Below are 21,744 nucleotides of genomic sequence, written 5' to 3'. Positions count from 1 at the left end.
CAGGCCATAATTGCGGCGGTCGTGCAACCAACGAGCCTGTGACCACAGCCATTTTCAATCGCTGCGGTTAAAAAAGGCAACATGCCCTACGCGATGGCTGCCTTGTTCCGCTAAACCTTTGACGAAACGCGAGAACAATGTTTGATCTTCAGCGGCTCAAGAAAAACGAAGCGCGAAGGGGAATGAGGCTATGAACGGTGCGGAAAGTCTGGTGCGGACATTGGTCGCGGGCGGCGTCGACGTCTGCTTCACCAATCCCGGCACCTCGGAGATGCATTTCGTCGCCGCACTGGACCGGGTCGAGGGAATGCGCTGCGTGCTCGGCCTGTTCGAGGGTGTGGTGACGGGCGCGGCCGACGGCTATTACCGCATGAAGGGCACGCCGGCGTCGACGCTGCTGCATCTCGGCCCCGGTCTCGCCAATGGCCTTGCCAATCTGCACAACGCCAAGAAAGCCAATTCCGGCATCGTCAACATCGTCGGCCAGCATGCGACGTATCATATCGGTTACAACGCGCCGCTGACGTCGGACATCGAAGGGCTGGCGCGGCCGATGTCGGCCTGGGTGCGGACCTCGCCGGACGCCAGGTCTGTCGCCGCCGACGGCGCCGCCGCCATTGCGGCGGCGAGGAGCGCGCAGATCGCCACCCTGATCCTGCCCGCCGACACGGCCTGGAACGAGGCCGACGGCATCGCGCAGGTGCCGCACGACAGCCAGCGCGCTAGCTATTCCGCGCAGGCGGTCGACCATGCCGCCAAGGTCATGCGCAACGGCGGCGCATCGACGCTGCTCTTGATGACCGGCAGCGCGCTGACCGAGCATGGGTTGGATCTGGCGGCCCGGATCGCCGGCAAGACCGGCTGCAAGGTGATGGCGCAGACCTATAATCCGCGCATGGCGCGCGGCAAGGGTCGCTTCTCGGTCGACCGCATCCCTTACGTGATCGAGCAGGCGCTGCCGATCCTGAAGGATTTCAAGAATATCGTATTGGTTGAGGCCAACGATCCCGTCGCCTTCTTCGCCTATCCGAACAAGCCGAGCATGCTCAAGCCGCAGGGCTGCGAGGTGCACCGCATGACCTCGGGCGCGGAGAATTCGGTCGCGGCGCTGGAAGCGCTGGCCGGCGCGCTGCATGCGCAGCCGTCGGACCGGCAGGCGCAGAAGCTGGTCGAGATCGCAAAACCGACCGGCGCGCTGACGCATGCCTCGATCGCGCAGGCGATTGCGATGGCGATCCCGGAAAACGCCATCGTGGTCGACGAATCCGTCACCACCGGCCGCGGCTTCTTCCCGCCGACGGCGGCCGCCGCGCCGCACGACTGGCTGCAGAACATGGGCGGCTCGATCGGCTTCTCGACCCCGGTGGCCACCGGCGCCGCAGTGGCGTGTCCCGATCGTAAAGTCATCTGCATGGTTGGCGACGGCAGCGCGATGTACACGCTGCAATCGCTGTGGACGCAGGCGCGCGAGGGCCTCAACGTCGTCACGATCGTCTTCGCCAACCGGATCTACCAGATCCTGCGCGGCGAGTTCGATGGCGTCGGCGCCGGCGAGCCCGGACAGCGGGCGCAGGACATGCTCAAGATCGACCGGCCGACGCTGGACTTCGTCGCGATGGCCAAGGGCATGGGCGTGCCGGGCCGCGCGGTCGCCAACGCCGACGACTTCAACAAGGCGCTGGCGGAGGCCATTGCCGAGCCCGGACCGCGGCTGATCGAAGTGCAGATGTAAGGCGGCGTATACCGCCTTCGTGGGAGGCGACATGCAGACCGAGCTGAACAAGGTCATCACCGCCCTTCACGAGTTCTATGCGCGCGAAGCGTTCCTGCTGGAGCGGGATGTCGGCGAGCGCGCGCTGACGCACCGCCTGGCGGTGCATTTCGAAAAGCCGTTTGCGGGTTGGGAAATCGATTGCGAATATGACCGGCTCGGTGACCGCACGCTGCGGCTGCCGCACGGCTCGATCGTGTCGACCGACGATCACCTCGCCAAATCGATCTATCCCGACATCGTGGTGCACCAGCGCGCCATTCCCAACAATCTGCTCGCGGTCGAGATACGCAAATCGGCCAATCATCAGCCGATCGAGCACGACCAGCACAAGCTGCGCGCGCTGACCGATCCACATCTGTGGTTCGCCTACTGGATCGGCCTGCTGCTGACGCTCGGCAAGACGCAGGTCACGGCGTCGGAAGTCTATACCAGCGGCGTGTTCGACCAGGCGCTGTCGGCCTGGTTCGCAAGCCGGCTGAAAGAGGCCGGCTTAAGCGCAGGATAAAGTTACCAACGGAGTATTTTTTGATGACGCTCACCCGATCGATCCTGGCCATTGTCTTCGTCGCCGCTGCGCAGCACGCGCTGATCCAGGAGGTGCGGGCGCAAGGCGCTGGTGCGCCTGACCTCGAGGCCATTCTCGCCGCCCCCAAGATCGTCAAGGCGCTCGACGACATCAAGGCCGATGACGAACGGACGTTTGCCGAACAAAAGCGCATCACGGAAATTCCGGCGCCGCCGTTCAAGGAAAAGGTCCGCGCCGAATTCTACCAGAAGCGGATGCAGGAGCTCGGCCTCAAGGACGCGTCGATCGATGCCGAGGGCAATGTGATCGCACTGCGCAAGGGCAGCGGCGGCGGCCGGCCGAAGCTCGTGGTGTCGGCGCATCTCGACACGGTCTTTCCCGAAGGCACTGATGTGGCCGTGAAGGAAAAGGACGGCGCGATCGTTGCGCCCGGCATCGGCGATGATTCACGCGGGCTTGCGGCGCTGCTGTCGCTGATCAAGGCGATCAACGAGAACCAGATCGGCACCTTCGGCGACATCATGTTCGTCGGTACGGTCGGCGAGGAAGAGCTCGGCAATCTGCGCGGCGTCAAGGCGCTGTTCCGCGACCACGCCGACATCGACGGCTTCATCTCGATCGACGGGCTCGGTATCACCCGCGTCGTCAACCAGGCGACCGGCAGCCATCGCTACGAGTTCGTGTTCAAGGGGCCCGGCGGACACTCGTTTGCGGAATTCGGCCTGCCGAGCGCGACCCATGCGATGGGCCGGGCGATCGCGAAGATCGCCGAGCTGCAGCCGCCTGCTGACCCCAAGACCACCTTCACCGTCGGCACCGTGACCGGCGGCACCTCTGTCAATGCCATCGCGGCCGAAGCGCGGATGGCGGTCGACATGCGCTCGAACTCGGAGGAAGAGCTGCTCAAGCTCGAGGCGCGGCTGCTCGAACTCGTCAAGGAAGCCGTGGCGGATGAAAACGCCCGCTGGAAGTCCGACAAGATGACGGTCGATGTAAAGCTGATCGGCGATCGTCCGGCCGGAATCGTGCCGATGGATTCGCCGATCGTGCAGGCCACCCAGCGCACGGTCGCGGCCGTCACCAAGGGCCCGCGCCCAACCTTTGCCGGCTCCTCGACCGATTCCAACATCGCGATGTCGCTCGGCATTCCCGCGGTCACCATCGGCGGCGGCGGCGAAGGGGGCAACTGGCACTCGCGCAACGAATGGTACAAGCCGGTCAACGCCTGGTACGGCCCGCAAAACGCGCTGCTGACGGTCTTGATGCTGTCCGGCCTCGATGGCGTCACCAAACCGGCGCTTTCGGTGCGAAAAGCCAGCAAATAGCGCCTAAATTCGTCCCCAAGGGCGGCGCCGCGCCCCTGATTGGTCAGATTATCGGCCCATTGCGGCCAAAGCCGTAACTGAAAATCCCCTCAAGTTCACCGAGCGTGAGGGGATTTTGTGATGGCGTACAGGATCGTGGCGGAGCGTCAGGACGAGACCGTCCGGATGGACCGGAGCAGCATGCTGGTGGCCGTCGCCAAGGCGCGGGTCTGGGCCAGCGAAGGCTGGAAGGTCACCATCATCGTCGGCGACGAGGACGAGATCGCGCCGTCCGACCCGCGCCGGCTTACCTTCAACTGATCGGGATCGTGCGCCGTCGTTCCGGCGGCGCGAAACTAAGGCGGAACCGGGAACCCGGTTCGGCGTTATCGCTGCGGGCAGGCTTTCTGGAGCAAGGCCATGCAGTGGCGGTCAGCAAGCACGGGCGCCGACGCGATGCGCGGCACCGACGACGACCAAATCTCCTACGCAACCGGATGGACCATCAGCGGGCTGGCGACGCTGGGCACGATCGTCGCGATCTGGCTGCTGGGGATCTGAGTTGATCTGGTGCTCTTGCGCGACCCGCATGCCGCCGGGCACGAGCACCCCTGTCCATGACGCCAACCAAAAAGACCGCCCGAAGGCGGTCTTTGCGTTTTCGGTCGGCTGACATCCATCAGACCGCGGCAAGCGCGCCAGGCTGTGGCCGGCGGCGGTACGCCACCAAGCCGACAAAGCCAAAGCCGGCCACCATCATGAACTAGGTGGAAGGCTCGGGGAGCGCGGCCACCGCAAGGAATGCCTCGGCGATTTTCTCATGCGCCGCCCCTGTCGGATGAATGCCGTCCCAATAGGCGTAAGTGGCGCAGTTCGCGCCGACGATCGCGCCGCAGGCATCGGTCACGTTGGTGAAACCAAACGCTCCCGGATTGAGCGAGCCATCGAAAAAATCCCATCATCTTTGGAGCTTACGGAGCTTACCGTTAAAGCATTGCTTGGCGCTACCTCGGCGAGGGCTGCGCGGTTGGTTGATGAAGTCATCTGCCGTTGAGGCAGTTGAGACGAACGCAGCCCGCAACTGACTTGGAGCATTACCATGAGCAAGTAAGTCCCTTCTCGTGAGACCTTCAGCGATTCGATTCGGAGACCCGCATCCGTTCTGACGGCGGCTTTCGTACCCGCCGGGCACAGTCAGAGAGTGGCGACCGTTCGCGATCGTGAGCCGCAAAAGAAGCCTGAGAGCGACACGGCCATTGAGAAGCTCGCCGACCCCACCAGGGCGGCGGGTTTTGATTTAAGCCGTGAACCCGAAATCGACCAAGCTGACGCTCGCGAGAGTCCGCTTTGCCCCGATAGCGATCAAATTCGGGATCGCAGCGAAATGACGCGATGGCCAAATTCCGACTTGGCCCCGCATCGACCGAGCAAGCATGATATGCTTCGGTTCTTTATTCGGTTTTTGTTGACGGTGATGACATGGCTCATCGAGGACTGACCGGGGCTGTACTGTATGCGAAGGATCTGCATCGGCTGGTGCAGTTTTATACTGCGGTAGCTGGTCTTGATGTGCAGAAGATCGAACGAGCATATGCAGTCCTTGGCCGTGAGCCATCGCAGTTGGTAATCGTCCGGATTCCAAAACGTATCGCAGCCGCGATTCAAATCACAACGCCTCCTAAACGCCGCGAAGACACGCCGATCAAGCTTGTATTCGCGGCCGAGGACATTGCGATCGCGCGAAGTCGGGCAGCAGAGTTGGGCGGCACCATGAATGCTGTGAACGAGAATGGAATTTTGAAGGCGCTAAAGTCTGCGATGGCTGCGATCCCGAGGGCAATGTTTTCCAGATCAGGGAGGCGGGCCGAATTCTTGAACGGTCCGCGGAGCGGCCTGGCTAAGGTCTGCTTTGGCTCAGCAGGCGACCTCGCCAATCCATCAGGCGCTAGTCCGCTCCACCTCACACCGGACATTTGCGCGCTCGTCACGCAGGTCAGCAACGGGCCACAAGCAGCAATCCCGCCGCTCATCTCGTCAGGTCCGGTTCTCCTCTAAGAGCGGCCTTTGCGACCCGCTCGAAGGCAGTTCGGCTGAGGGCCAAAAGCAGAGGAAACCATCGAGATTCAATGTTCATCGGTTGGATTTACCAGTCAGGGCATTCGCTTGCCGGCGAGCGGCTTGGCTATCTCCCGCGCGCACTCGATGAATAGCCGCCGCGCTGGATTTGGCGTACGGCCCTTCAGCGTGATGATTCCGATCGGCCACATCTGCGCGGGCATTTCGACAGGCAAGACTTTCATCGAGAGCCGCTTGGCGCTGAAATGCAGCATCGATGCCGGAAGGAAGCTCAGGAAGCGCTCCGACGAAAGCAAAGCCGACTGCATCAGGATCGAGTACACTGTCACGCTGGCCCGCGGCACCTCCAGTCCGGAGGCGTGAAACGCGTTGGCAATCCAACCGCCCGGAAAGCTTTCGCGCGGTGGCAGGCACCAGCGCTCGTTGACCAGTTCGGCGAGGCGGATCTTGCGCCGCCGCACCCACGGATGATTCAAGCCTGCAACAACTACACCGCTCTCGTGCAACAGCTCCTGCACTTCGGTGTCGGCAGCCGGCGTCGGGCTCGGCAGCCGTCCGATCATTAGGTCTATATCATGGTTGCGCAGATGCCGGTCCTGAAGCTCCGGCGGTTCGCCCTCGATGATATGAAGCGCGAGCCGTGGATATTGCCGCGAAAGTCGGTCAATAATGGCTGGAAGGAGGCCCGCCATCACCGGCTCCGTGCTTCCGATGCGCAGTTCGCCCATCGCGGGATCGGCCAGCGACTGCAACTCATCGACGCCGCTTCGCAGATCGTTGCACAGCGCGATGCTGCGTTTGAGCAAGGCGTTGCCGTACAGCGTGGGCTCGACGCCGAGCCGGCCGCGCTCCAGCAGAGGAACACCGAGCGTCTGCTCCAGGCTCGCGATCATTTTGGAAACGACGGGCTGCGAAATGGCAAGGTGCTCGGCCGCCTTGGCCATGCTCCCGTGCTCCACGACAGCGATGAAGACGTTCAGCTGCCGCAGCTTGATCCGCCGGCTGATCTGGGATGCGTCAAGCATGCCGACCCTTTCTGAAATGGAATAGAAGGATCGCAAATTAGAACTTTTCTTATATAGGTCCGACGGCCAAGCTGCAATTGCACCTGATTTCACTGCCAAGCCTTGGAGCAGCCCATGTCGGAGACACCGCATTCCCGCCTGCCCCGTCGCACGTTCCTGCTGGCAGGCCTTGCAGGATTACTGCTGCCCGGACAGGTCGCCGCGCAACCCTATCCGTCCAATCTCATTCGAATTGTCGTGCCGACCGGTGCCGGCACGCCACCTGACATCATCAGCCGCATGGTCGCCGACGAACTAGCCGCCAATGAAGGCTGGCGGCTCGTAGTGGAAGACCGTCCGGGTGCCTTGCAGACGATCGCCATGAACGAGGTAAGCGGCCGTCCGGCGGACGGTTATACGCTGCTCACAATGAGCCTGCCGATGACGGTCACGCCGTCGCTGTTTCCAAGGGCGGAGGTTCGCCCCGATGTGGATTTCGATCCCGTAATCAAGATCTCGAGGTCCTATACTGTCCTTGTCACAACGCCGTCCTTGCCGGTAAATTCCCTGGCCGAACTGGTGGCGTTGCTCAAGAGCAAGCCGGGAAAGCTCAACTTCTCCTCAGCCGGATTCGGAACGCCCTCGCATCTGATCGGCGAGATGTTCGCATTGCAGGCGGGCGTGCGCGCCACGCATGTGCCCTACCAGCAGTTTCCTCAGGCGATTGCCGATCTGATCAGCGGCAACGTTCAATACATGTTTGTCACCACGCTTCCAGTCATTGACCTCATCGCGACTGGCAAGCTGCGCGCGCTCGCTGTCACGGCCCCAACCCGGATCGCTGCGCTTCAGGACGTCCCCACCGTGGTCGAGGCGGGCTTTCCCAATCTCGTGACAGCCGACTGGATCGGCTTTGCCGCCAAGCGAGGAACGTCCACGGAGATCAGATTGCAGCTCAACAAGGCGATCAACAAGGTTCTTGCAGGGCCGAAAATCCGTGCTTCGCTCGACAAGATAGGAGCCGTACCCGTCGGCGGCACCGCCGCAGAATTTGGTGACGGAATCCGAACCGATGTTGGCCACTGGGCCAAGATCGTCAAGGACGCGGATATCAAGTTGCCCCAATGAGCAAGGCCGGATCCAAAGAGCCGACGGGCCGGCGCATGACCGGAACATTTGCTATAACGCCGCCGCAGATCGTCGGCCCGTTCTATCCAGTCTCTGAGCGCCCCGACCTGGCAACCGATCTGGCGCGTCCAACGGGCAGCGCCGCCGAGGCGCAGGGCCAGCTCATCCATGTCGGGGGCCGCGTGCTCACTCCTTCGGGAGAGCCGGTGTCGCATGCGCGCATCGATGTCTGGCAGGCCAACGCTGCAGGGAAATATCGTCACCCGAGCGATATCAACCCGGCGCCGCTCGATCCAAATTTCAAAGGCTTCGCGCGCCTCACGACAGATGCGTCCGGGCGATACAATTTTCGTACGATAAAACCTGGCTGCTATCCGACGGCAGAAGGCGAAATCAGGCCGCCGCACATTCACCTCACCATCGAGGGTCGGTTTGACCGCCTGGTAACTCAGCTCTATTTCGCCGGCGAAGCCGAAAACCTGACCGACCGCTGGCTTAACGCGGCCCCTCATCCCGAACGGCTAATTGTCACTTTGCAAGAGCCGCCATCGCACCTCGAAAAGCACGCGATGGTCGCGAATTTCGACATCGTTCTTGCCAGCGGGTGATGGGGAGTCTCGGCGGCTTGCAGGTCTGCTCAGGGTCACAAGCTGTGGTCCGGCCGCTCATTGCGTCAGATCCGGTTTGCCCTTGAGAGCTGCCTTTCGACCGCTCATAGGCAGTTCGGCTAAGGGCCAGGAGCGGACGTGCTGAGGGCGTAAGGTACCTGACGTCGCAGCTAAGGAACTGAAGCCGGCTCTGCAAGTTTGACGCTGATAAGCGAAGCGGAGGTTTGCCATGCGGCTCGTGATGATAGCAATTTGCCTGACCTTATCGTGCGGATTTGCCGCGGCGCAAACCGACCCAAACAAAGACGTCAACACGACGACCGGGCGCTCGCCGTCCGAAGATAGAGGCCGGTTGCAGCCGCAGGATGCGGCGGGGCCGTCCGAGACGAAATCGGGCGGCGCGCCCGCCGAAAGCCCACAGGGGGAAAGCCCGCCAGGCATGCAGGCAGCGCCCGAGGGATCGACCAAAGCCGTCGTTGAACCTCCCAAATAGCGCGTGTCTACGGCGGTCATTCCGCTCCGTCTGAAATGTCGAGAGCGAGATACTTTGCCGAATGCCTTAAGCGCGCCTTCGCCCTGTCGACGCTGATGGACCGATTAGCGGACAGAGACTTCCACCATGATTCAAAACGTGACATCGATCGACTTTACGCCTTCTGCCTTGGGTCATTCGCGACAGAGCACACGTTCTTGATCCATTTGGCCACTACTGAGCGAGCATCCGACAGCATGTTCTTGGCGCAACTTCTAATTATTTTGCGAAGATTGGGGGCAATCCTTGGCAGCTATTTGAAGTGAGGCGACATAGGTGGCCGCGTATGTCGGTCGGTTTTGAATTTCTGATTGAGGGGCCGTTCAGGAAACCGCGTGCTTCTCAGCGACTTTGGATAAACCGACCGAATTATGGGCGCACATGGGATCGAACCATGGACCTTTCGCATGTGAAGCGAACGGCTCTCCTGCCGAGCTTTTGCCTTAAGCCGATATGTCCTCTAAGGCGCTTTCTGCTCAACGGCAAAAGGTCGCGCGCAATAGCCTCCGATGAGATTAGCCGCGGTCCGATGGTGGCATCGTGCCGCTGATTTGCCCGACGTGTCAAATGGATTCGGAAAATCCGTAACCCTCATGGGGGCCGCATCGGCTACTGTGCATGGGGTTGTTTTCGATATTTTGGTGCGACGGTCGCGAAAGCCGCCGGCGGGCGCCTGGCGTCGAAGATTGTCCGCAACCGGTATGCTTCAGGAGGCAGGATGGTGGACGCACAAGGGATCGAACCTTGGACCTCTCCCGTGTGAAGGGAACGCTCTCCCGCTGAGCTATGCGTCCGGGAACGGCGAAAAATCAGGGCCGTCAGAGCCCGCGATTTACGAAGGACGGGCCCCTAGTGTCAAGCGATCAGTCGGGCCGAAACGTCGCGTTTCGCCCCGAATGAAGCAAATCAGGCGCCCTGGGGGCGGGCCCGCGAGGCATGGGACTGCAGCGCGCGGATGCGTTCGGCGAGCGTGCCGCCGCCTTCCGGCAGGCCGGCGGGCGCACCAGTGACGTCGTTGGCGGGCTTGGCCGGCACTTTCGGCACCGCCGGTTCCGCCGCCAGCATCGCCTCGATCGCCGAATTCGGTCCCTCGAGCTGCATGGCGAGTTTTGCCACTTCAGCCGCGATGTCGTTGATCCGCTCGCGCAGAAGCGCATTCTCCATCCGCTCGGTCTGCCAGGAGCTTTCTGCCTGTTGCTGGATCGCGTTGATGTCGCGCTGGAGTTTAGCGCGCTCGTCGCGGGCGATGCGAAGCTGCTCCTCGACGGCCGCCTTCTCGGCGCGCAGTTTTTCCACGACCGGCGACCTGCCGCCGTTCATCGCCGCGATCTCCTCGCGCAGTTCGCGTGCGGCGCGCTCGGCGTTTTCGTTGGCCTGCCGGAGCTGGTTGTTTTCGTAATCGCGCTCCGCCAATAGCTTGCCCTGCGTCGCCAGCCGCGCCTCGAGGTCGTCAACGCGGTTGCCGAGCATCTCGGCTTCCTTGACCTGCACGATCAATTGCCGGTCGAGATCGGTGACGCGCTGGCTCAGGTTTTCGACGCGGCTGCGCGCTTCCGAAAGCTCGCGCGTCGCATGCTCGGAATCGGCACGCTCCTGGGTGAGGCGGGCCTGCGTCGTCGAGAATTCCTTCTCGGCCTCGCCGACGCGGCCCTTCAATTCCTCGATCTGCGTGCGCACCGCGACCAGCTCGACCTGACGGCTGTCCGCCATTATCGAACGGTCGCTCAGTTCCTGATTGATCCTGGCGAGTTCGCCCTGCTTGTCGCTCAGCGCCTGTTCGGCGTTGCGCAGAAGCTCGGTCTTGGCCGCAAATTCCTCCTCGGTGGCGCGCAGCTGCTCCTTCATCGCCTTCTCGCGCGCCTCCAGCGCAAAGATCGTGGCGTTCTTTTCGCCGAGCTCGATCTTCATGCGGTTGATGGCGTCGCTCTTCTTGCCGAGTTCGGCGAGCTGGCTGGTGGTCTTGTTCTTAAGCTGCTCGACGCTCATTTCGAGCCGCCGTGCCGACATCGCGAATTCCGCGCGCAACTGGTCCTTGTCGGCCTGGATCTCGGCCATCGACAGCGGGGTTGCTGCCTCGAGCCGCCGCGTCGTCAGCCGCACCGCGCGGTTGTGCACCAGCGGCACGATCATCAGGCCGCACAGCATGGAGAGCAGAAAACCGATCGCCAGATACATGATCGGTTCGATCATGGATGGTCACTCCACACGAGGTTAGGATTCGTTAATCACAATGCCACGCCCGGCCCGAGCAACGCCAGCCCAATGCCGCATTAACCTGAATCCACCTGGGGAGATGATGCGCGTCGATGCGCGAGGACGGCTCAGAATGGGTTCCAGGTCGCCCGCGGCGTATATTTGAGATAGCCGACATTGGCGCCGAGCCGCAGGCCGATGCCGGAGCGGATCGGCACCAGCACGATGTTGTTGGCGGTCAGCGCCGTCATGCCGAAGCCGCCGACGATATAGGCGGAGCCGTCGATGCCGACGAAGCGCTGATAGATCGCGTTGGTGGCGGGCAGGTTGTAGACCAGCGTCATGGTGCGCGCGCCGTCGCCGCCCCAGTCGAAGCCGACCGAGGGGCCCTGCCAGTAGACCCGCAAATCACCGGCGTTCTTGGTGTAGAGCGTGCCTTCGCCATACCGCAGGCCGGCCACAAAAGCGCCCGAGCCTTCTTCGCCGAGCACATAGCCGTTGGGCAGGCCCCATTGGCTGACCGCCCGCTCGATGACGGAAGCGAGCCCGCGCGAAACATTGCCGAAGAATTTGTGCCCGGCCGATACCAGCTCATCGGGCCCGAACGTCTCGGGTCCCGCCTGGCGCTGCGGCGGCGGGTAAACCGCCGGCGGCTGCTGCGCGGGATACGCAGCCGGCGGCTGTGCCGGATAAGCGGGCGGTGGCTGCTGCGCCGGATAGGCCGGGGGCGGCGGCTGTTGTGCGAAGGCCGGAACGGTCCAGCACATCAGCGCGGCTGACATCACCGCGGCAAGGCGTGAAGCAAACGTCATGAAAGAACCCCTGGCATCGAAATTCTGGCCGCCGCCTTAACCTGACGCCAACAAGCATGGCTCTAGGTTGCGCCCAGTGTCCCCTCGACTCGCAATGTTATCGGCACCAACTATGACGGCACAACGGCAGGAAAGATACCAGTTGCGCCCCCAAATGGCCGTTTTTGCCTTACTGGCAAGCTTTTTTGGTTTGCTCGGCCTTGATTTCGCCGCCTCTGCTGCGACCACCGAACGGATTGTGGTGAACCGTTATTCCGGTCTCGCCATCGCCGGCTTCGATCCCGTTGCCTATTTCACCGACTCAATGGCGATCCAGGGACTGCCTGACTTCGAAGCCCGCGAAGGCGGCGCCGTCTGGCGTTTCCGCAACGAAGGTAACCGCGCTTCCTTCATCGCGCATCCGGAGATTTACGGGCCTCAGTTCGGGGGCTACGACCCAGTCGATCTCGGGCGCGGCGTCAGCTATCCGGGCAACCCGCATTTTTGGCTGGTCGCGGGGCAGCGGCTCTATTTGTTCGGTCGCGAGGAAAACCGCGATGCGTTCGCCGCCGAGCCGGAGCGTTTCCTGAAGGAAGCGGCGTCGCGCTGGCCGGCGGTTGAGCGCGAGCTGGCGCAGTAGCGAGCGGGCTGTCTCACGCTTGAGGCGCCGCCGCCGGATCGCCCCAGGCGATGAATTCCGGCACGATGCAGCCGTTCAGCCCGGTGCCGAAGACCAGCGGCGCGCCGCGTGAATCCGTGATCCGGCCGCCGGCCGCCGTGACGACCGCGAGGCCCGCGGCAACATCCCATTCCGAGGTCGGCGACAGGCGCGGGTAGATATCGACGGCGCCTTCGGCGACCCGGCCGAATTTCACCGCCGAGCCGAGCTCGCACCTGATCGCGCCCGGCCGCTTGGCGATGAAGGCTTCGGTCCTGGCATCGCCATGCAAACGGCTGACCGCGACCGTCCAGGGCTCGCCGCGCGGTGGACAGGGGCGGGTCCGCACCGGCTCGATCAGCGGCTTGCCTTGCCCCAGCGTCAGCCGTTCCGCACCCCGGCCGACGATGCCGCGCCAGATCAGCCCCAGCGCCGGCGCGCTGACGATGCCGAGCAGCGGGGTTCCACCGCTCACCAGCGCGACGTTGACGGTGAATTCCTTGCGGCCGGCGACGAACTCCTTGGTGCCGTCGAGCGGGTCGACCAGGAAGAAGCTTTCCCTATGGGGTGGCGCATCCTTCTCGACACGCTCTTCCGACAGCGAGGGGATCGCCGGTGCAAGCTGCGCGAGGCCTTCGGCGATGATGCGGTCGGCGGCGAGGTCCGCCTCGGTTACCGGCGATCCGTCGATCTTGCCGTCGACCCGCATGGCGGAACGGTTGACGGCGAGGATGGCCTCGCCGGCCCGGGTCACGATCTCGGTCAGCGGTTCGATCAGGGCCGCGGCGGCGTCGCGATCGAGCATGGAACGTGCCTCATTCATGGGCGGGGCCTGTTTGCTGTTCGTCCCTGCCTTACCATTGCCGCCCGATGCTGGCAGCAGGGGGTGGCGCAGTGTATCAAAGCGATAAGCACGCGTGATTCGTAACGGTCCGCCAGCAATCGGCTTTCGGCGGCTTTCCAGGAACCCATGATGTCTGGCACTTCGACTCCCGGTCCGGCTCCCGATGCCCTCGAACTTGCGGCGCTGCTCTGCTCGCGCGTCTGTCACGATCTCATCAGCCCGGTTGGCGCCATCGTCAATGGGCTTGAGGTGCTGGACGACAATCCCAAGCCCGAAGATCGCGATTTCGCGCTCGACCTGATCCGCAAGAGCGCCAAGACCGCTTCCGCGCGGTTGCAGTTCTGCCGCCTGGCATTTGGCGCTGCGGGATCGTCGGGTGCGCAGATCGATCTCGGCGACGCCCAGACCATGGCACGCGGTCACATCGAGGACGGCAAGGTCACCATCACCTGGAACTTGCCGCGCCTGCTGCTACCGAAGAACCGCGTGAAGCTGCTGCTCAACATGCTGATCATCGCGCAGCAGACGATCCCGCGCGGCGGCACGCTGACGATCGATCCGATCGGCGAGGGCGAGGGGATGAGCTTTCGCGTGACCTCATCCGGCCTGAACGCCCGCGTGCCGCAGAACATCGTCGATCTCCTGAGCACAAGCTCGACGGCATCAGTCGATGCGCACGCGGTGCAGCCTCACTATACGCGGCTCCTGGCGCAGGCCTGCGGGCTGAACGTGACCCTGGCGCCCGACGGGGAAAAGGTGGTCATCACCGCTTCCTAAAGGCGCTTCGGCGCGCAAATATGGTTAACCAACGGTTGAGAAAAAGCGGCAGAGTGTATTTCTGCCGCTTATCTCTTTGTTGATCCCGTTCTTTTCCATTTGCTCAACCAATATTAAACGCTTTGCATGGAAGCTGGGCCTCGTTCCGTAAGGCGCGTCGATGTCGCGTGCCGGTGCGTACGAAGGCCAGTTTCATGGATGATCTGTTGCGGGAGTTTTTGACCGAGACCAGCGAGAGCCTGGACACGGTCGACAATCAGTTGGTTCGCTTCGAGCAGGATCCGAGCGACGCGAAGATTCTGGATAACATCTTCCGCCTGGTCCACACCATCAAGGGTACCTGCGGCTTCCTCGGGTTGCCGCGGCTCGAAGCGCTGGCCCATGCCGGCGAGACCTTGATGGGCAAATTCCGCGACGGCATGCCGGTCAAGGCCGAGGCCGTGACGCTGATCCTGTCCTCGATCGACCGCATCAAGGAAATTCTCGCCGGGCTGGAAGCCACCGAGATCGAGCCCGAGGGCACCGACGAAGATCTGATCGAGCAGCTGCATGCGATGGCCGAGGGCGGCCACCACGCCGCCGCCGAGCCGCCGCCACCGGCCCCGGTGGTCGAGGCGCCGCCCGCGGCGCCCACGATGACCAAGGGCACGCTGGTCGAGCAGGTGCTGGAGCGCCCGTTGCGTCCGGGCGAAGTCTCGCTTGACGACCTCGAACGCGCCTTCCGCGAGACCGAGACCGAAGTCGCGCCGGCGCCCGTCGTCAAGGCCGCCCCTGCGCCGGAAGCCGCCAAGGAAATTGCGAAGGAAAAAGCCAAGCCCGCCAGGCGCGCGCCTGCCGCGGACGCCGACGGCGAGGTCGCCGACAAGATCGCCAACCAGTCGATCCGCGTCAATGTCGACACGCTCGAACACCTGATGACCATGGTCTCCGAGCTGGTCTTGACCCGCAACCAGCTTTTGGAAATCTCCCGCCGCAACGAGGACACCGAGTTCAAGGTGCCGCTGCAGCGGCTCTCCAACGTCACCGCCGAGCTGCAGGAAGGCGTCATGAAGACGCGCATGCAGCCGATCGGCAATGCCTGGCAGAAGCTGCCGCGCATCGTCCGCGACCTCTCCGGCGAACTCGGCAAGCAGATCGAATTGGAGATGCACGGCGCCGACACCGAGCTCGACCGCCAGGTGCTCGACCTGATCAAGGATCCGCTCACCCACATGGTGCGCAACTCCGCCGACCACGGCCTGGAGACCCCGGCCGAGCGGCTGGCCGCCGGCAAGGGCGAGCAGGGCACCATCCGGCTGTCCGCCTATCATGAGGGCGGCCACATCATCATCTGCATCGCCGACAATGGCCGCGGTTTGAACACCGAGCGGATCAAGGCGAAAGCGCTGCAGAACGGTCTCGTCAGCGAGGCCGAGCTGGAGAAGATGACCGAGGCCCAGATCCACAAGTTCATCTTCGCGCCGGGCTTCTCGACCGCGGCGACCGTCACCTCGGTGTCCGGCCGCGGCGTCGGCATGGACGTGGTGCGCACCAATATCGACCAGATCGGCGGCACCATCGACATCAAGAGCGTGGCCGGCGAGGGCTCCAGTGTCACCATCAAGATCCCGCTGACGCTGGCGATCGTCTCGGCCCTGATCGTCGAGGCCGGCGGCGACCGTTTTGCGATCCCGCAATTGTCTGTTGTCGAGCTGGTCCGGGCACGGGCCAACTCCGAGCACCGCATCGAGCGCATCAAGGACACCGCGGTCTTGCGGCTGCGCAACAAGCTCTTGCCGCTGATGCACCTGAAGAAGCTCCTGAAGATCGACGACGGCTCCTCGAGCGATCCCGAGAACGGCTTCATCGTGGTCACCCAAGTGGGCAGCCAGACCTTCGGCATCGTGGTCGACGGCGTGTTCCACACCGAGGAAATCGTCGTCAAGCCGATGTCGACCAAGCTGCGGCACATCGACATGTTCTCCGGCAACACCATTCTGGGCGATGGCGCGGTCATCATGATCATCGATCCCAACGGCATTGCCAAAGCGCTCGGCGCCTCCGGCTCCTCGGCCCATGAGATGGCCGACGAGGCCTCCGCCGCACACGCGGTCGGCGGCGAGCAACTCACCTCGCTGCTGGTGTTCCGCGCCGGCTCGAACCAGCCCAAGGCGGTGCCGCTCGGCCTCGTCACGCGGCTGGAAGAGATCGCCACCGACAAGATCGAGCTCAGTAACGGCCGCTACATGGTGCAGTACCGCGACCAGCTGATGCCGCTGGTGCAGATGAACGGCGTCAGCGTCCAGACCCAGGGCTCGCAGCCGATCCTGGTGTTCGCCGACGACGGCCGCTCGATGGGGCTCGTGGTCGACGAGATCATCGACATCGTCGAGGAGCGGCTGCACATCGAGGTCGCCGGCCAGGCCGACGGCATTCTGGGCTCGGCCGTGATCAAGGGCCAGGCCACCGAAGTGATCGATGTCGGCCACTTCCTGCCGATGGCGTTTGCCGACTGGTTCTCGCGCAAGGAGATGCGGGCGTCCTCGACCGCGCAGTCGGTGCTGCTGGTCGACGACTCAGCCTTCTTCCGCAACATGCTGGCCCCGGTGCTCAAGGCCGCCGGCTACAAGGTGCGGGTTGCCGTCAACGCGCAGGAGGGCCTCGCCGCGCTGCGTTCGAACCAGAGCTTCGACGTCGTGCTGACCGACATCGAGATGCCCGACATGAACGGCTTCGAGTTCGCCGAGACGATCCGCGCCGACAACAATCTGAGCCAGATGCCGATCATCGCCTTGTCCTCGCTGGTGTCGCCGGCGGCGATCGAGCGCGGCCGGCAGGCCGGCTTCCACGACTATGTCGCCAAGTTCGACCGTCCCGGCCTGATCGCGGCGCTGAAGGAACAGACCGCCGAGACGCGGAAAGCGGCCTAAGGATTAACGATCATGACAACCAAGACCGAGACCATCGAAGGCGCCGTGGCCGAATACGTCACGGCCGTGATCGGCGGGCAATTGTTCGGCCTGCCGATCTCGCGCGTGCAGGACGTGTTCATGCCGGAACGGCTGACGCGGGTGCCGCTGGCATCGAGCGAGATCGCCGGCGTGCTCAATCTGCGCGGCCGCATCGTCACCGTGGTCGACATGCGGGCCCGGCTCGGCCTGCCCAAGAACGACGACGGCAAGCCGCCGATGGCGGTCGGCGTCGACCTGCGCGGCGAGTCCTACGGGCTTCTGATCGACCAGATCGGCGAGGTGCTGCGGCTGCCCGAAGCGAGTTGCGAGGAAAACCCGGTCAACCTCGACCCCCGCATGGCCAAGCTCGCCGGCGGCGTGCATCGCCTCGACGGTCAGCTCATGGTCGTGCTCGACGTTGACCGCGTTCTCGAACTCGCGCCCGACATGATGGCGGCGTGAACATCAAACCTTGAATGAAACATCCCGGTTGGGAACTGGTGCAAGTGGAGGCCTAAAATGAAAACCTGTCTGGTCGTCGATGACTCCAGCGTCATCCGCAAGGTCGCACGAAGAATCCTCGAAGGTCTCGACTTTCAGATCGTCGAGGCCGAGGACGGCGCGAAGGCGCTTGAGGTCTGCAAGCGCGGGATGCCCGAGGCGGTGCTGCTCGACTGGAACATGCCTGTCATGGATGGCTACGAGTTCCTCGGCAATCTGCGCCGCATGCCCGGTGGCGACGCCCCCAAGGTGGTGTTCTGCACCACCGAAAACGACGTCGCGCACATCGCGCGCGCGCTGCATGCCGGTGCGAACGAATACATCATGAAGCCGTTCGACAAGGACATCGTCACCGCGAAGTTTCAGGAAGTGGGCCTGATCTGATCGCGCGTGTAGTCCCGGCGGCTCAACGGCCTTCGGCGTTGTATTTGTAAGTGTGCCGCTTGAGTTGGGTCGGGTGAAGGTATGAGTGTTGCGTTAACGAGGTCTCCGCCACCCGTCTCGACACGGCAGGATAAACTGCGTGTCATGGTGGTCGATGACTCCGTCGTGATCCGAGGGATGATCTCGCGGTGGATCGGCGCCGAGCCCGATATGGAGGTATCGGCCTCCTTGCGGACCGGCCTCGACGCAGTCAACCAGATCGAACGCATCAAGCCCGACGTCGCCGTGCTCGATATCGAAATGCCGGAGCTCGACGGCATTTCGGCGCTGCCGCAACTGCTCGCAAAAAAGCGCGACCTCGTCATCATCATGGCGTCGACGCTGACCCGCCGTAACGCGGAGATCAGCTTCAAGGCGCTGTCGCTAGGCGCGGCCGACTACATTCCAAAGCCGGAAAGCACCCGCGAGGCTTCTGCCGCCGAGACTTTCCACCACGATCTGATCCAAAAAATCCGTCATCTCGGCGCGCGGGCGCGCCGTCGCGCTTCGCCTGCCGCCGGTCCGTCGCCGGCGCCGGCCCTCGACCGGGTGCGCGAACTCGCGCCCCAGCCGGCCGCGGCGCCGCTTGCGCAACTGCAATTGGCGCGCCGTCCGTTCAGCATGCTGGCGCCGCGCGTGCTGCTGATCGGCTCGTCGACCGGCGGTCCGCAGGCGCTGATGACGCTGGTTGCCGATATCGGCCCGGTGATCGATCGTTTTCCGGTGCTGATCACCCAGCACATGCCGCCGACCTTCACGACGATCCTTGCCGAGCATCTGGGGCGCGCGAGCCGCCGGCCGGCGCACGAGGCGGTCGATGGCGAGCTGGTCAAGCCGGGCCGCATCTATCTTGCGCCGGGCGGCCGCCACATGCGCGTCGTGCGCCACGGCGCTGATGCAGCGATCGCGCTCGACGACGGGCCGCCGGTGAATTTCTGCAAGCCCGCGGTGGACCCGCTGTTCAATTCCGCCATCGACGTCTGGCAGGGCGGCATCATGTCGGTGATCCTGACCGGCATGGGCTCGGACGGCATGCGCGGCGGCAAGGAAATCGTCGCCGCCGGCGGCAGCGTGATTGCCCAGGACGAGGCCACAAGCGTGGTCTGGGGCATGCCGGGCGCGGCGGCCAATGCAGGGATCTGCGCTGCGGTGCTGCCGCTCAATCAGATCGCGCCCAAACTGGTTCGGTTGTTTTCGGGAGATCGTTCGTGACGCCTTCAGACTATGAGTATCTGCGTAAGCTTCTGAAAGAGCGCTCCGGGCTCGATCTCTCGGCCGACAAGCAATATCTGGTCGAAAGCCGGCTGTTGCCGCTCGCGCGCAAGGCGAGCCTGCCGGGCATTCCCGAGCTTGTCGCCAGGATGAGAGGCGGCGCCGAGGCGGTGACGGCGGAGGTGGTCGAAGCGATGACCACCAACGAGACGTTCTTTTTCCGCGACAAGATTCCATTCGATCATCTGCGCGAGGCTATACTCCCGGCGATGGCGCAGGCGCGCGCCGCCCGCCGCTCGCTGCGCATCTGGTGCGCGGCGTCCTCCACCGGGCAGGAGCCGTATTCGATCGCGATGTGCCTGAAGGAAGCCGGCCCCCTGCTGGCAGGCTGGCGCACCGAGATCGTCGCGACCGACCTATCGCAGGCCGTGCTGGAAAAATCGAAGGCCGGCATCTTCAGCCAGTTCGAGGTGCAGCGCGGATTGCCGATCCAATTGCTGGTGAAGTACTTCACCCAGAACGGCGAGCTCTGGCAGATCAATGCCGAGCTGCGCAGCATGGTGCAGCACCGCCAGCTCAATCTGCTGCAGGATTTCTCCCATCTCGGCGTGTTCGACATCATCTTCTGCCGCAACGTGCTGATCTATTTCGACCAGCCCACCAAGGCCAACATCTTCGAGCGGCTGTCGCGGATGATGGAGCCCGACGGCGTGCTGGCGCTGGGCGCGGCCGAATCCGTGGTCGGCATTACCAGTACCTTCAAGCCCTATCCGGAGCGGCGCGGGCTCTATCGTCCGAACATCGCGCCGGTGATACGGGTCGGCGCATCGACCATGATGCCGCAAACGTTGCGGGCGGTTGCTTCGGCGCTGTAAAGGGTCGCGCGGCGATGCCTCAGACCGTCCTGGTGCTTCGCCCTTTCTGGCTGCTTCCATTGCTGTTGGCGCTGCTCGGCTTCGCCGTGTGGACGCTATTTTCGCTCTGGCCGTGGCTGATGAATTCCGATGCGCCGCTTCGGATTCGCGAGGCGTGGGATATCCCTTTGTTCTGGCAGGTCGGCGTACCCGTCATGCTGCTCGCGCAACTCGTTGGCGGAATGCTGTCCGATGGCAGGATTTCATGGCAGCCGCTGGGCATGCTGGGCGGACTTCTTGCCGGGATCGTGCTGTTGCGTCCTTCCGGCAGCGATGGAGGCATGTTGTCCCTCGCCATGATCCTGATCGGCGTGCCGGCTTATGTCGGTCTGCTCGCGGCCGCAGCCGTCGGCCGTACCATCGGCAAGCATCTCGGCCCTTAGCCGGGCCCGGCTACGATCGCGTGCGGCAGGAAGCGCGAGGTGTTGCCCGTGATCGGGTTCACGTCCTCGCGGATCGACAGGCCGCACGGCGCACCGTCCACCAGCCAGCTTCCGAGCACCGGGTATTGGTCGGTGAAGCTTGGCAGCGGCGCAAAGGCCTGCCGGATAAACCCTTCGGCGCCGTAGGGACCCTCTTGCTCCGCCAGGGTGGTGCCGCCGCTGACCAGTGCGACATTGGCGCCTTCGCGCGAATAGAGCGGCTTGCGGACGAAGGAGGAGCCGAGCATGGACGCCTTCGGATCGTCCTCGAAATAGGCCGGCAGCAGATTGGGATGTTTCGGAAACATCTCCCACAGCAAGGGAAGGATGCCCTTGTTGGAGAGGACCGCCTTCCATGGCGGCTCGATCCAGCGCGTTGTCGCACTCGCGATCTTTTCGCCGAAGGTGTCGCGGAACATCCATTCCCAGGGATAGAGCTTGAAGGCGAGTTCGATGAGGTTGTCGTCGAGATCGACGAAACAGCCGTCGCTATCGAGCCCGATATCCTTGATGTCGAGCGGCGTGGTCGTTAGTCCGGCCTGGCGCGCGGTGTCTTCCAGATAGGCCAGCGTGCCTGAGTCCTCGGGGTTATCGACCATGCCAGCGAGATGAAGGTGCTTGGCGCCATGCTTCTTCCAGGCGCCGATCAGCCGGTCGTGGATTGAATTGAACTGGTCGGCGCGCTTCGGGATGATGGCACGCTCCATCGCCTGTTCAAGCCAGGTCCACTGAAAGACCGCCGCTTCGAACAGCGAAGTCGGCGTATCGGCGTTATATTCCAGAAGTTTCGCCGGGCTCCAGCCGTCATAGCTGAGGTCGAGCCGGCCGTAGAGGCTGGGATCCCTGCGGCGCCAGCTCTCGGCAATCAGCGGCCAGAACGCTTCGGGTATTTTCAGCCGTCGCAGATACTTCTCGTCCTTGACGACGCGGCCGACCAGCTCGAGGCACATCGCATCGATCTCGCCGGTGGGCCCTTCGATCCGCCGCTCGATCTCGTTCAGCGTGAATCCGTAATAGGCCCGCTCGTCCCAATAGCGTTCGCCATTGATGGTGTGAAAGACAAAGCCGACGCCTTCGGCGGTGGTGCGCCAGTCGTCGCGTTCGGGACAGTCGATCCGTTGCATGAA

Annotated in this window: 24 protein-coding genes and 1 tRNA gene; 18 read left to right on the top strand and 7 right to left on the bottom strand. The window is 63.5% G+C overall.

Annotated elements, in window-relative coordinates:
- Positions 1–190 precede the first annotated feature (190 nt).
- The 5 genes from RX331_RS33275 (at position 191) to RX331_RS33255 (ending at position 4,165) form a co-directional block, all read left to right on the top strand.
- On the top strand, positions 191–1,732 hold the full coding sequence (locus RX331_RS33275) for an acetolactate synthase large subunit (protein WP_317253809.1): 1,542 nt from the start codon (positions 191–193) through the stop codon (positions 1,730–1,732).
- Between the two features lie 31 nt (positions 1,733–1,763).
- The gene (locus RX331_RS33270) at positions 1,764–2,279 is read left to right on the top strand and encodes a hypothetical protein (RefSeq protein ID WP_317253808.1); all 516 of its coding nucleotides are present in this window, start codon (positions 1,764–1,766) and stop codon (positions 2,277–2,279) included.
- A gap of 23 nt (positions 2,280–2,302) precedes the next feature.
- The gene (locus RX331_RS33265; RefSeq protein WP_317253807.1) at positions 2,303–3,625 is read left to right on the top strand and encodes a M20/M25/M40 family metallo-hydrolase; all 1,323 of its coding nucleotides are present in this window, start codon (positions 2,303–2,305) and stop codon (positions 3,623–3,625) included.
- A 120-nt stretch (positions 3,626–3,745) separates the two neighbouring features.
- Positions 3,746–3,925, top strand: a complete 180-nt coding sequence (locus RX331_RS33260) for a hypothetical protein (protein WP_317253806.1) — start codon at positions 3,746–3,748, stop codon at positions 3,923–3,925.
- A gap of 99 nt (positions 3,926–4,024) precedes the next feature.
- Complete coding sequence (locus tag RX331_RS33255) at positions 4,025–4,165, top strand: hypothetical protein (protein WP_317258383.1); 141 nt, start codon at positions 4,025–4,027, stop codon at positions 4,163–4,165.
- 202 nt (positions 4,166–4,367) lie between these two features.
- Here the strand turns inward: RX331_RS33255 and RX331_RS33250 are convergent, their stop codons facing one another.
- Entirely contained in the window at positions 4,368–4,511 is a 144-nt protein-coding gene (locus RX331_RS33250) for an SGNH/GDSL hydrolase family protein (protein ID WP_317253805.1), read from the bottom strand.
- Between the two features lie 294 nt (positions 4,512–4,805).
- On the opposite strand from RX331_RS33250, the gene RX331_RS33245 reads away from it, so the two are divergent.
- Positions 4,806–5,102: a hypothetical protein gene (locus RX331_RS33245; protein WP_317253804.1), complete on the top strand. Its 297-nt coding sequence runs from the start codon at positions 4,806–4,808 to the stop codon at positions 5,100–5,102.
- Positions 5,084–5,659 carry a VOC family protein gene (locus tag RX331_RS33240; RefSeq protein ID WP_317253803.1) on the top strand — a complete coding sequence of 192 codons (576 nt, stop codon included), beginning with the start codon at positions 5,084–5,086 and terminating at the stop codon, positions 5,657–5,659. Before RX331_RS33245 ends, RX331_RS33240 begins: the two co-directional genes overlap by 19 nt.
- Positions 5,660–5,754: 95 nt before the next feature.
- On the opposite strand, the gene RX331_RS33235 is transcribed toward RX331_RS33240, so the two are convergent.
- Positions 5,755–6,705, bottom strand: a complete 951-nt coding sequence (locus RX331_RS33235) for a LysR family transcriptional regulator (RefSeq protein ID WP_317253802.1) — start codon at positions 6,703–6,705, stop codon at positions 5,755–5,757.
- Positions 6,706–6,819: 114 nt separating this feature from the next.
- On the opposite strand from RX331_RS33235, the gene RX331_RS33230 reads away from it, so the two are divergent.
- The 3 genes from RX331_RS33230 (at position 6,820) to RX331_RS33220 (ending at position 8,913) form a co-directional block, all read left to right on the top strand.
- Positions 6,820–7,812 carry a Bug family tripartite tricarboxylate transporter substrate binding protein gene (locus tag RX331_RS33230; RefSeq protein ID WP_317253801.1) on the top strand — a complete coding sequence of 331 codons (993 nt, stop codon included), beginning with the start codon at positions 6,820–6,822 and terminating at the stop codon, positions 7,810–7,812.
- Positions 7,809–8,420 (top strand): protocatechuate 3,4-dioxygenase, encoded by a 612-nt coding sequence (locus RX331_RS33225; RefSeq protein ID WP_317253800.1) that lies wholly within the window; start codon positions 7,809–7,811, stop codon positions 8,418–8,420. The genes RX331_RS33230 and RX331_RS33225 overlap by 4 nt, the downstream gene beginning before the upstream one ends.
- A gap of 229 nt (positions 8,421–8,649) precedes the next feature.
- The gene (locus tag RX331_RS33220) at positions 8,650–8,913 is read left to right on the top strand and encodes a hypothetical protein (protein ID WP_317253799.1); all 264 of its coding nucleotides are present in this window, start codon (positions 8,650–8,652) and stop codon (positions 8,911–8,913) included.
- Positions 8,914–9,671: 758 nt separating this feature from the next.
- Here RX331_RS33220 and RX331_RS33215 read toward each other — a convergent pair.
- From RX331_RS33215 to RX331_RS33205, 3 genes are all read right to left on the bottom strand, one after another.
- Positions 9,672–9,746, bottom strand: a tRNA-Val gene (locus RX331_RS33215).
- Positions 9,747–9,858: 112 nt separating this feature from the next.
- Positions 9,859–11,142 carry a hypothetical protein gene (locus tag RX331_RS33210; RefSeq protein ID WP_317253798.1) on the bottom strand — a complete coding sequence of 428 codons (1,284 nt, stop codon included), beginning with the start codon at positions 11,140–11,142 and terminating at the stop codon, positions 9,859–9,861.
- A gap of 131 nt (positions 11,143–11,273) precedes the next feature.
- A complete protein-coding gene (locus tag RX331_RS33205) occupies positions 11,274–11,957 on the bottom strand; it encodes a DUF1134 domain-containing protein (protein ID WP_317253797.1) in 684 nt (227 codons plus the stop codon).
- A 142-nt stretch (positions 11,958–12,099) separates the two neighbouring features.
- On the opposite strand from RX331_RS33205, the gene RX331_RS33200 reads away from it, so the two are divergent.
- On the top strand, positions 12,100–12,576 hold the full coding sequence (locus RX331_RS33200; RefSeq protein WP_410708339.1) for a YHS domain-containing (seleno)protein: 477 nt from the start codon (positions 12,100–12,102) through the stop codon (positions 12,574–12,576).
- Positions 12,577–12,589: 13 nt separating this feature from the next.
- Here the strand turns inward: RX331_RS33200 and RX331_RS33195 are convergent, their stop codons facing one another.
- Positions 12,590–13,399, bottom strand: coding sequence for a 3'(2'),5'-bisphosphate nucleotidase CysQ (locus RX331_RS33195; RefSeq protein WP_317253796.1), 810 nt, complete (start codon positions 13,397–13,399; stop codon positions 12,590–12,592).
- A gap of 168 nt (positions 13,400–13,567) precedes the next feature.
- On the opposite strand from RX331_RS33195, the gene chpT reads away from it, so the two are divergent.
- From chpT to RX331_RS33160, 7 genes are all read left to right on the top strand, one after another.
- Positions 13,568–14,215 carry a histidine phosphotransferase ChpT gene (chpT, locus tag RX331_RS33190; protein ID WP_317253795.1) on the top strand — a complete coding sequence of 216 codons (648 nt, stop codon included), beginning with the start codon at positions 13,568–13,570 and terminating at the stop codon, positions 14,213–14,215.
- A 194-nt stretch (positions 14,216–14,409) separates the two neighbouring features.
- Positions 14,410–17,124, top strand: coding sequence for a hybrid sensor histidine kinase/response regulator (locus RX331_RS33185; protein WP_317253794.1), 2,715 nt, complete (start codon positions 14,410–14,412; stop codon positions 17,122–17,124).
- A gap of 12 nt (positions 17,125–17,136) precedes the next feature.
- Positions 17,137–17,607, top strand: coding sequence for a chemotaxis protein CheW (locus RX331_RS33180; protein ID WP_317253793.1), 471 nt, complete (start codon positions 17,137–17,139; stop codon positions 17,605–17,607).
- Between the two features lie 57 nt (positions 17,608–17,664).
- Entirely contained in the window at positions 17,665–18,030 is a 366-nt protein-coding gene (locus tag RX331_RS33175) for a PleD family two-component system response regulator (RefSeq protein WP_317253792.1), read from the top strand.
- Between the two features lie 81 nt (positions 18,031–18,111).
- Entirely contained in the window at positions 18,112–19,281 is a 1,170-nt protein-coding gene (locus RX331_RS33170) for a chemotaxis response regulator protein-glutamate methylesterase (protein ID WP_317253791.1), read from the top strand.
- Positions 19,278–20,156, top strand: a complete 879-nt coding sequence (locus tag RX331_RS33165; RefSeq protein WP_317253790.1) for a protein-glutamate O-methyltransferase CheR — start codon at positions 19,278–19,280, stop codon at positions 20,154–20,156. Before RX331_RS33170 ends, RX331_RS33165 begins: the two co-directional genes overlap by 4 nt.
- Before the next feature lie 59 nt (positions 20,157–20,215).
- On the top strand, positions 20,216–20,578 hold the full coding sequence (locus RX331_RS33160; RefSeq protein ID WP_317253789.1) for a hypothetical protein: 363 nt from the start codon (positions 20,216–20,218) through the stop codon (positions 20,576–20,578).
- On the opposite strand, the gene RX331_RS33155 is transcribed toward RX331_RS33160, so the two are convergent.
- The gene (locus tag RX331_RS33155; RefSeq protein ID WP_317253788.1) at positions 20,575–21,741 is read right to left on the bottom strand and encodes a glutathionylspermidine synthase family protein; all 1,167 of its coding nucleotides are present in this window, start codon (positions 21,739–21,741) and stop codon (positions 20,575–20,577) included. The genes RX331_RS33160 and RX331_RS33155 overlap by 4 nt on opposite strands.
- Positions 21,742–21,744: the final 3 nt, after the last annotated feature.

Source organism: Bradyrhizobium sp. BWA-3-5 (assembly GCF_032917985.1).
Classification (GTDB): domain Bacteria; phylum Pseudomonadota; class Alphaproteobacteria; order Rhizobiales; family Xanthobacteraceae; genus Bradyrhizobium.
This window is presented reverse-complemented; position numbering and strand designations above follow the sequence as displayed.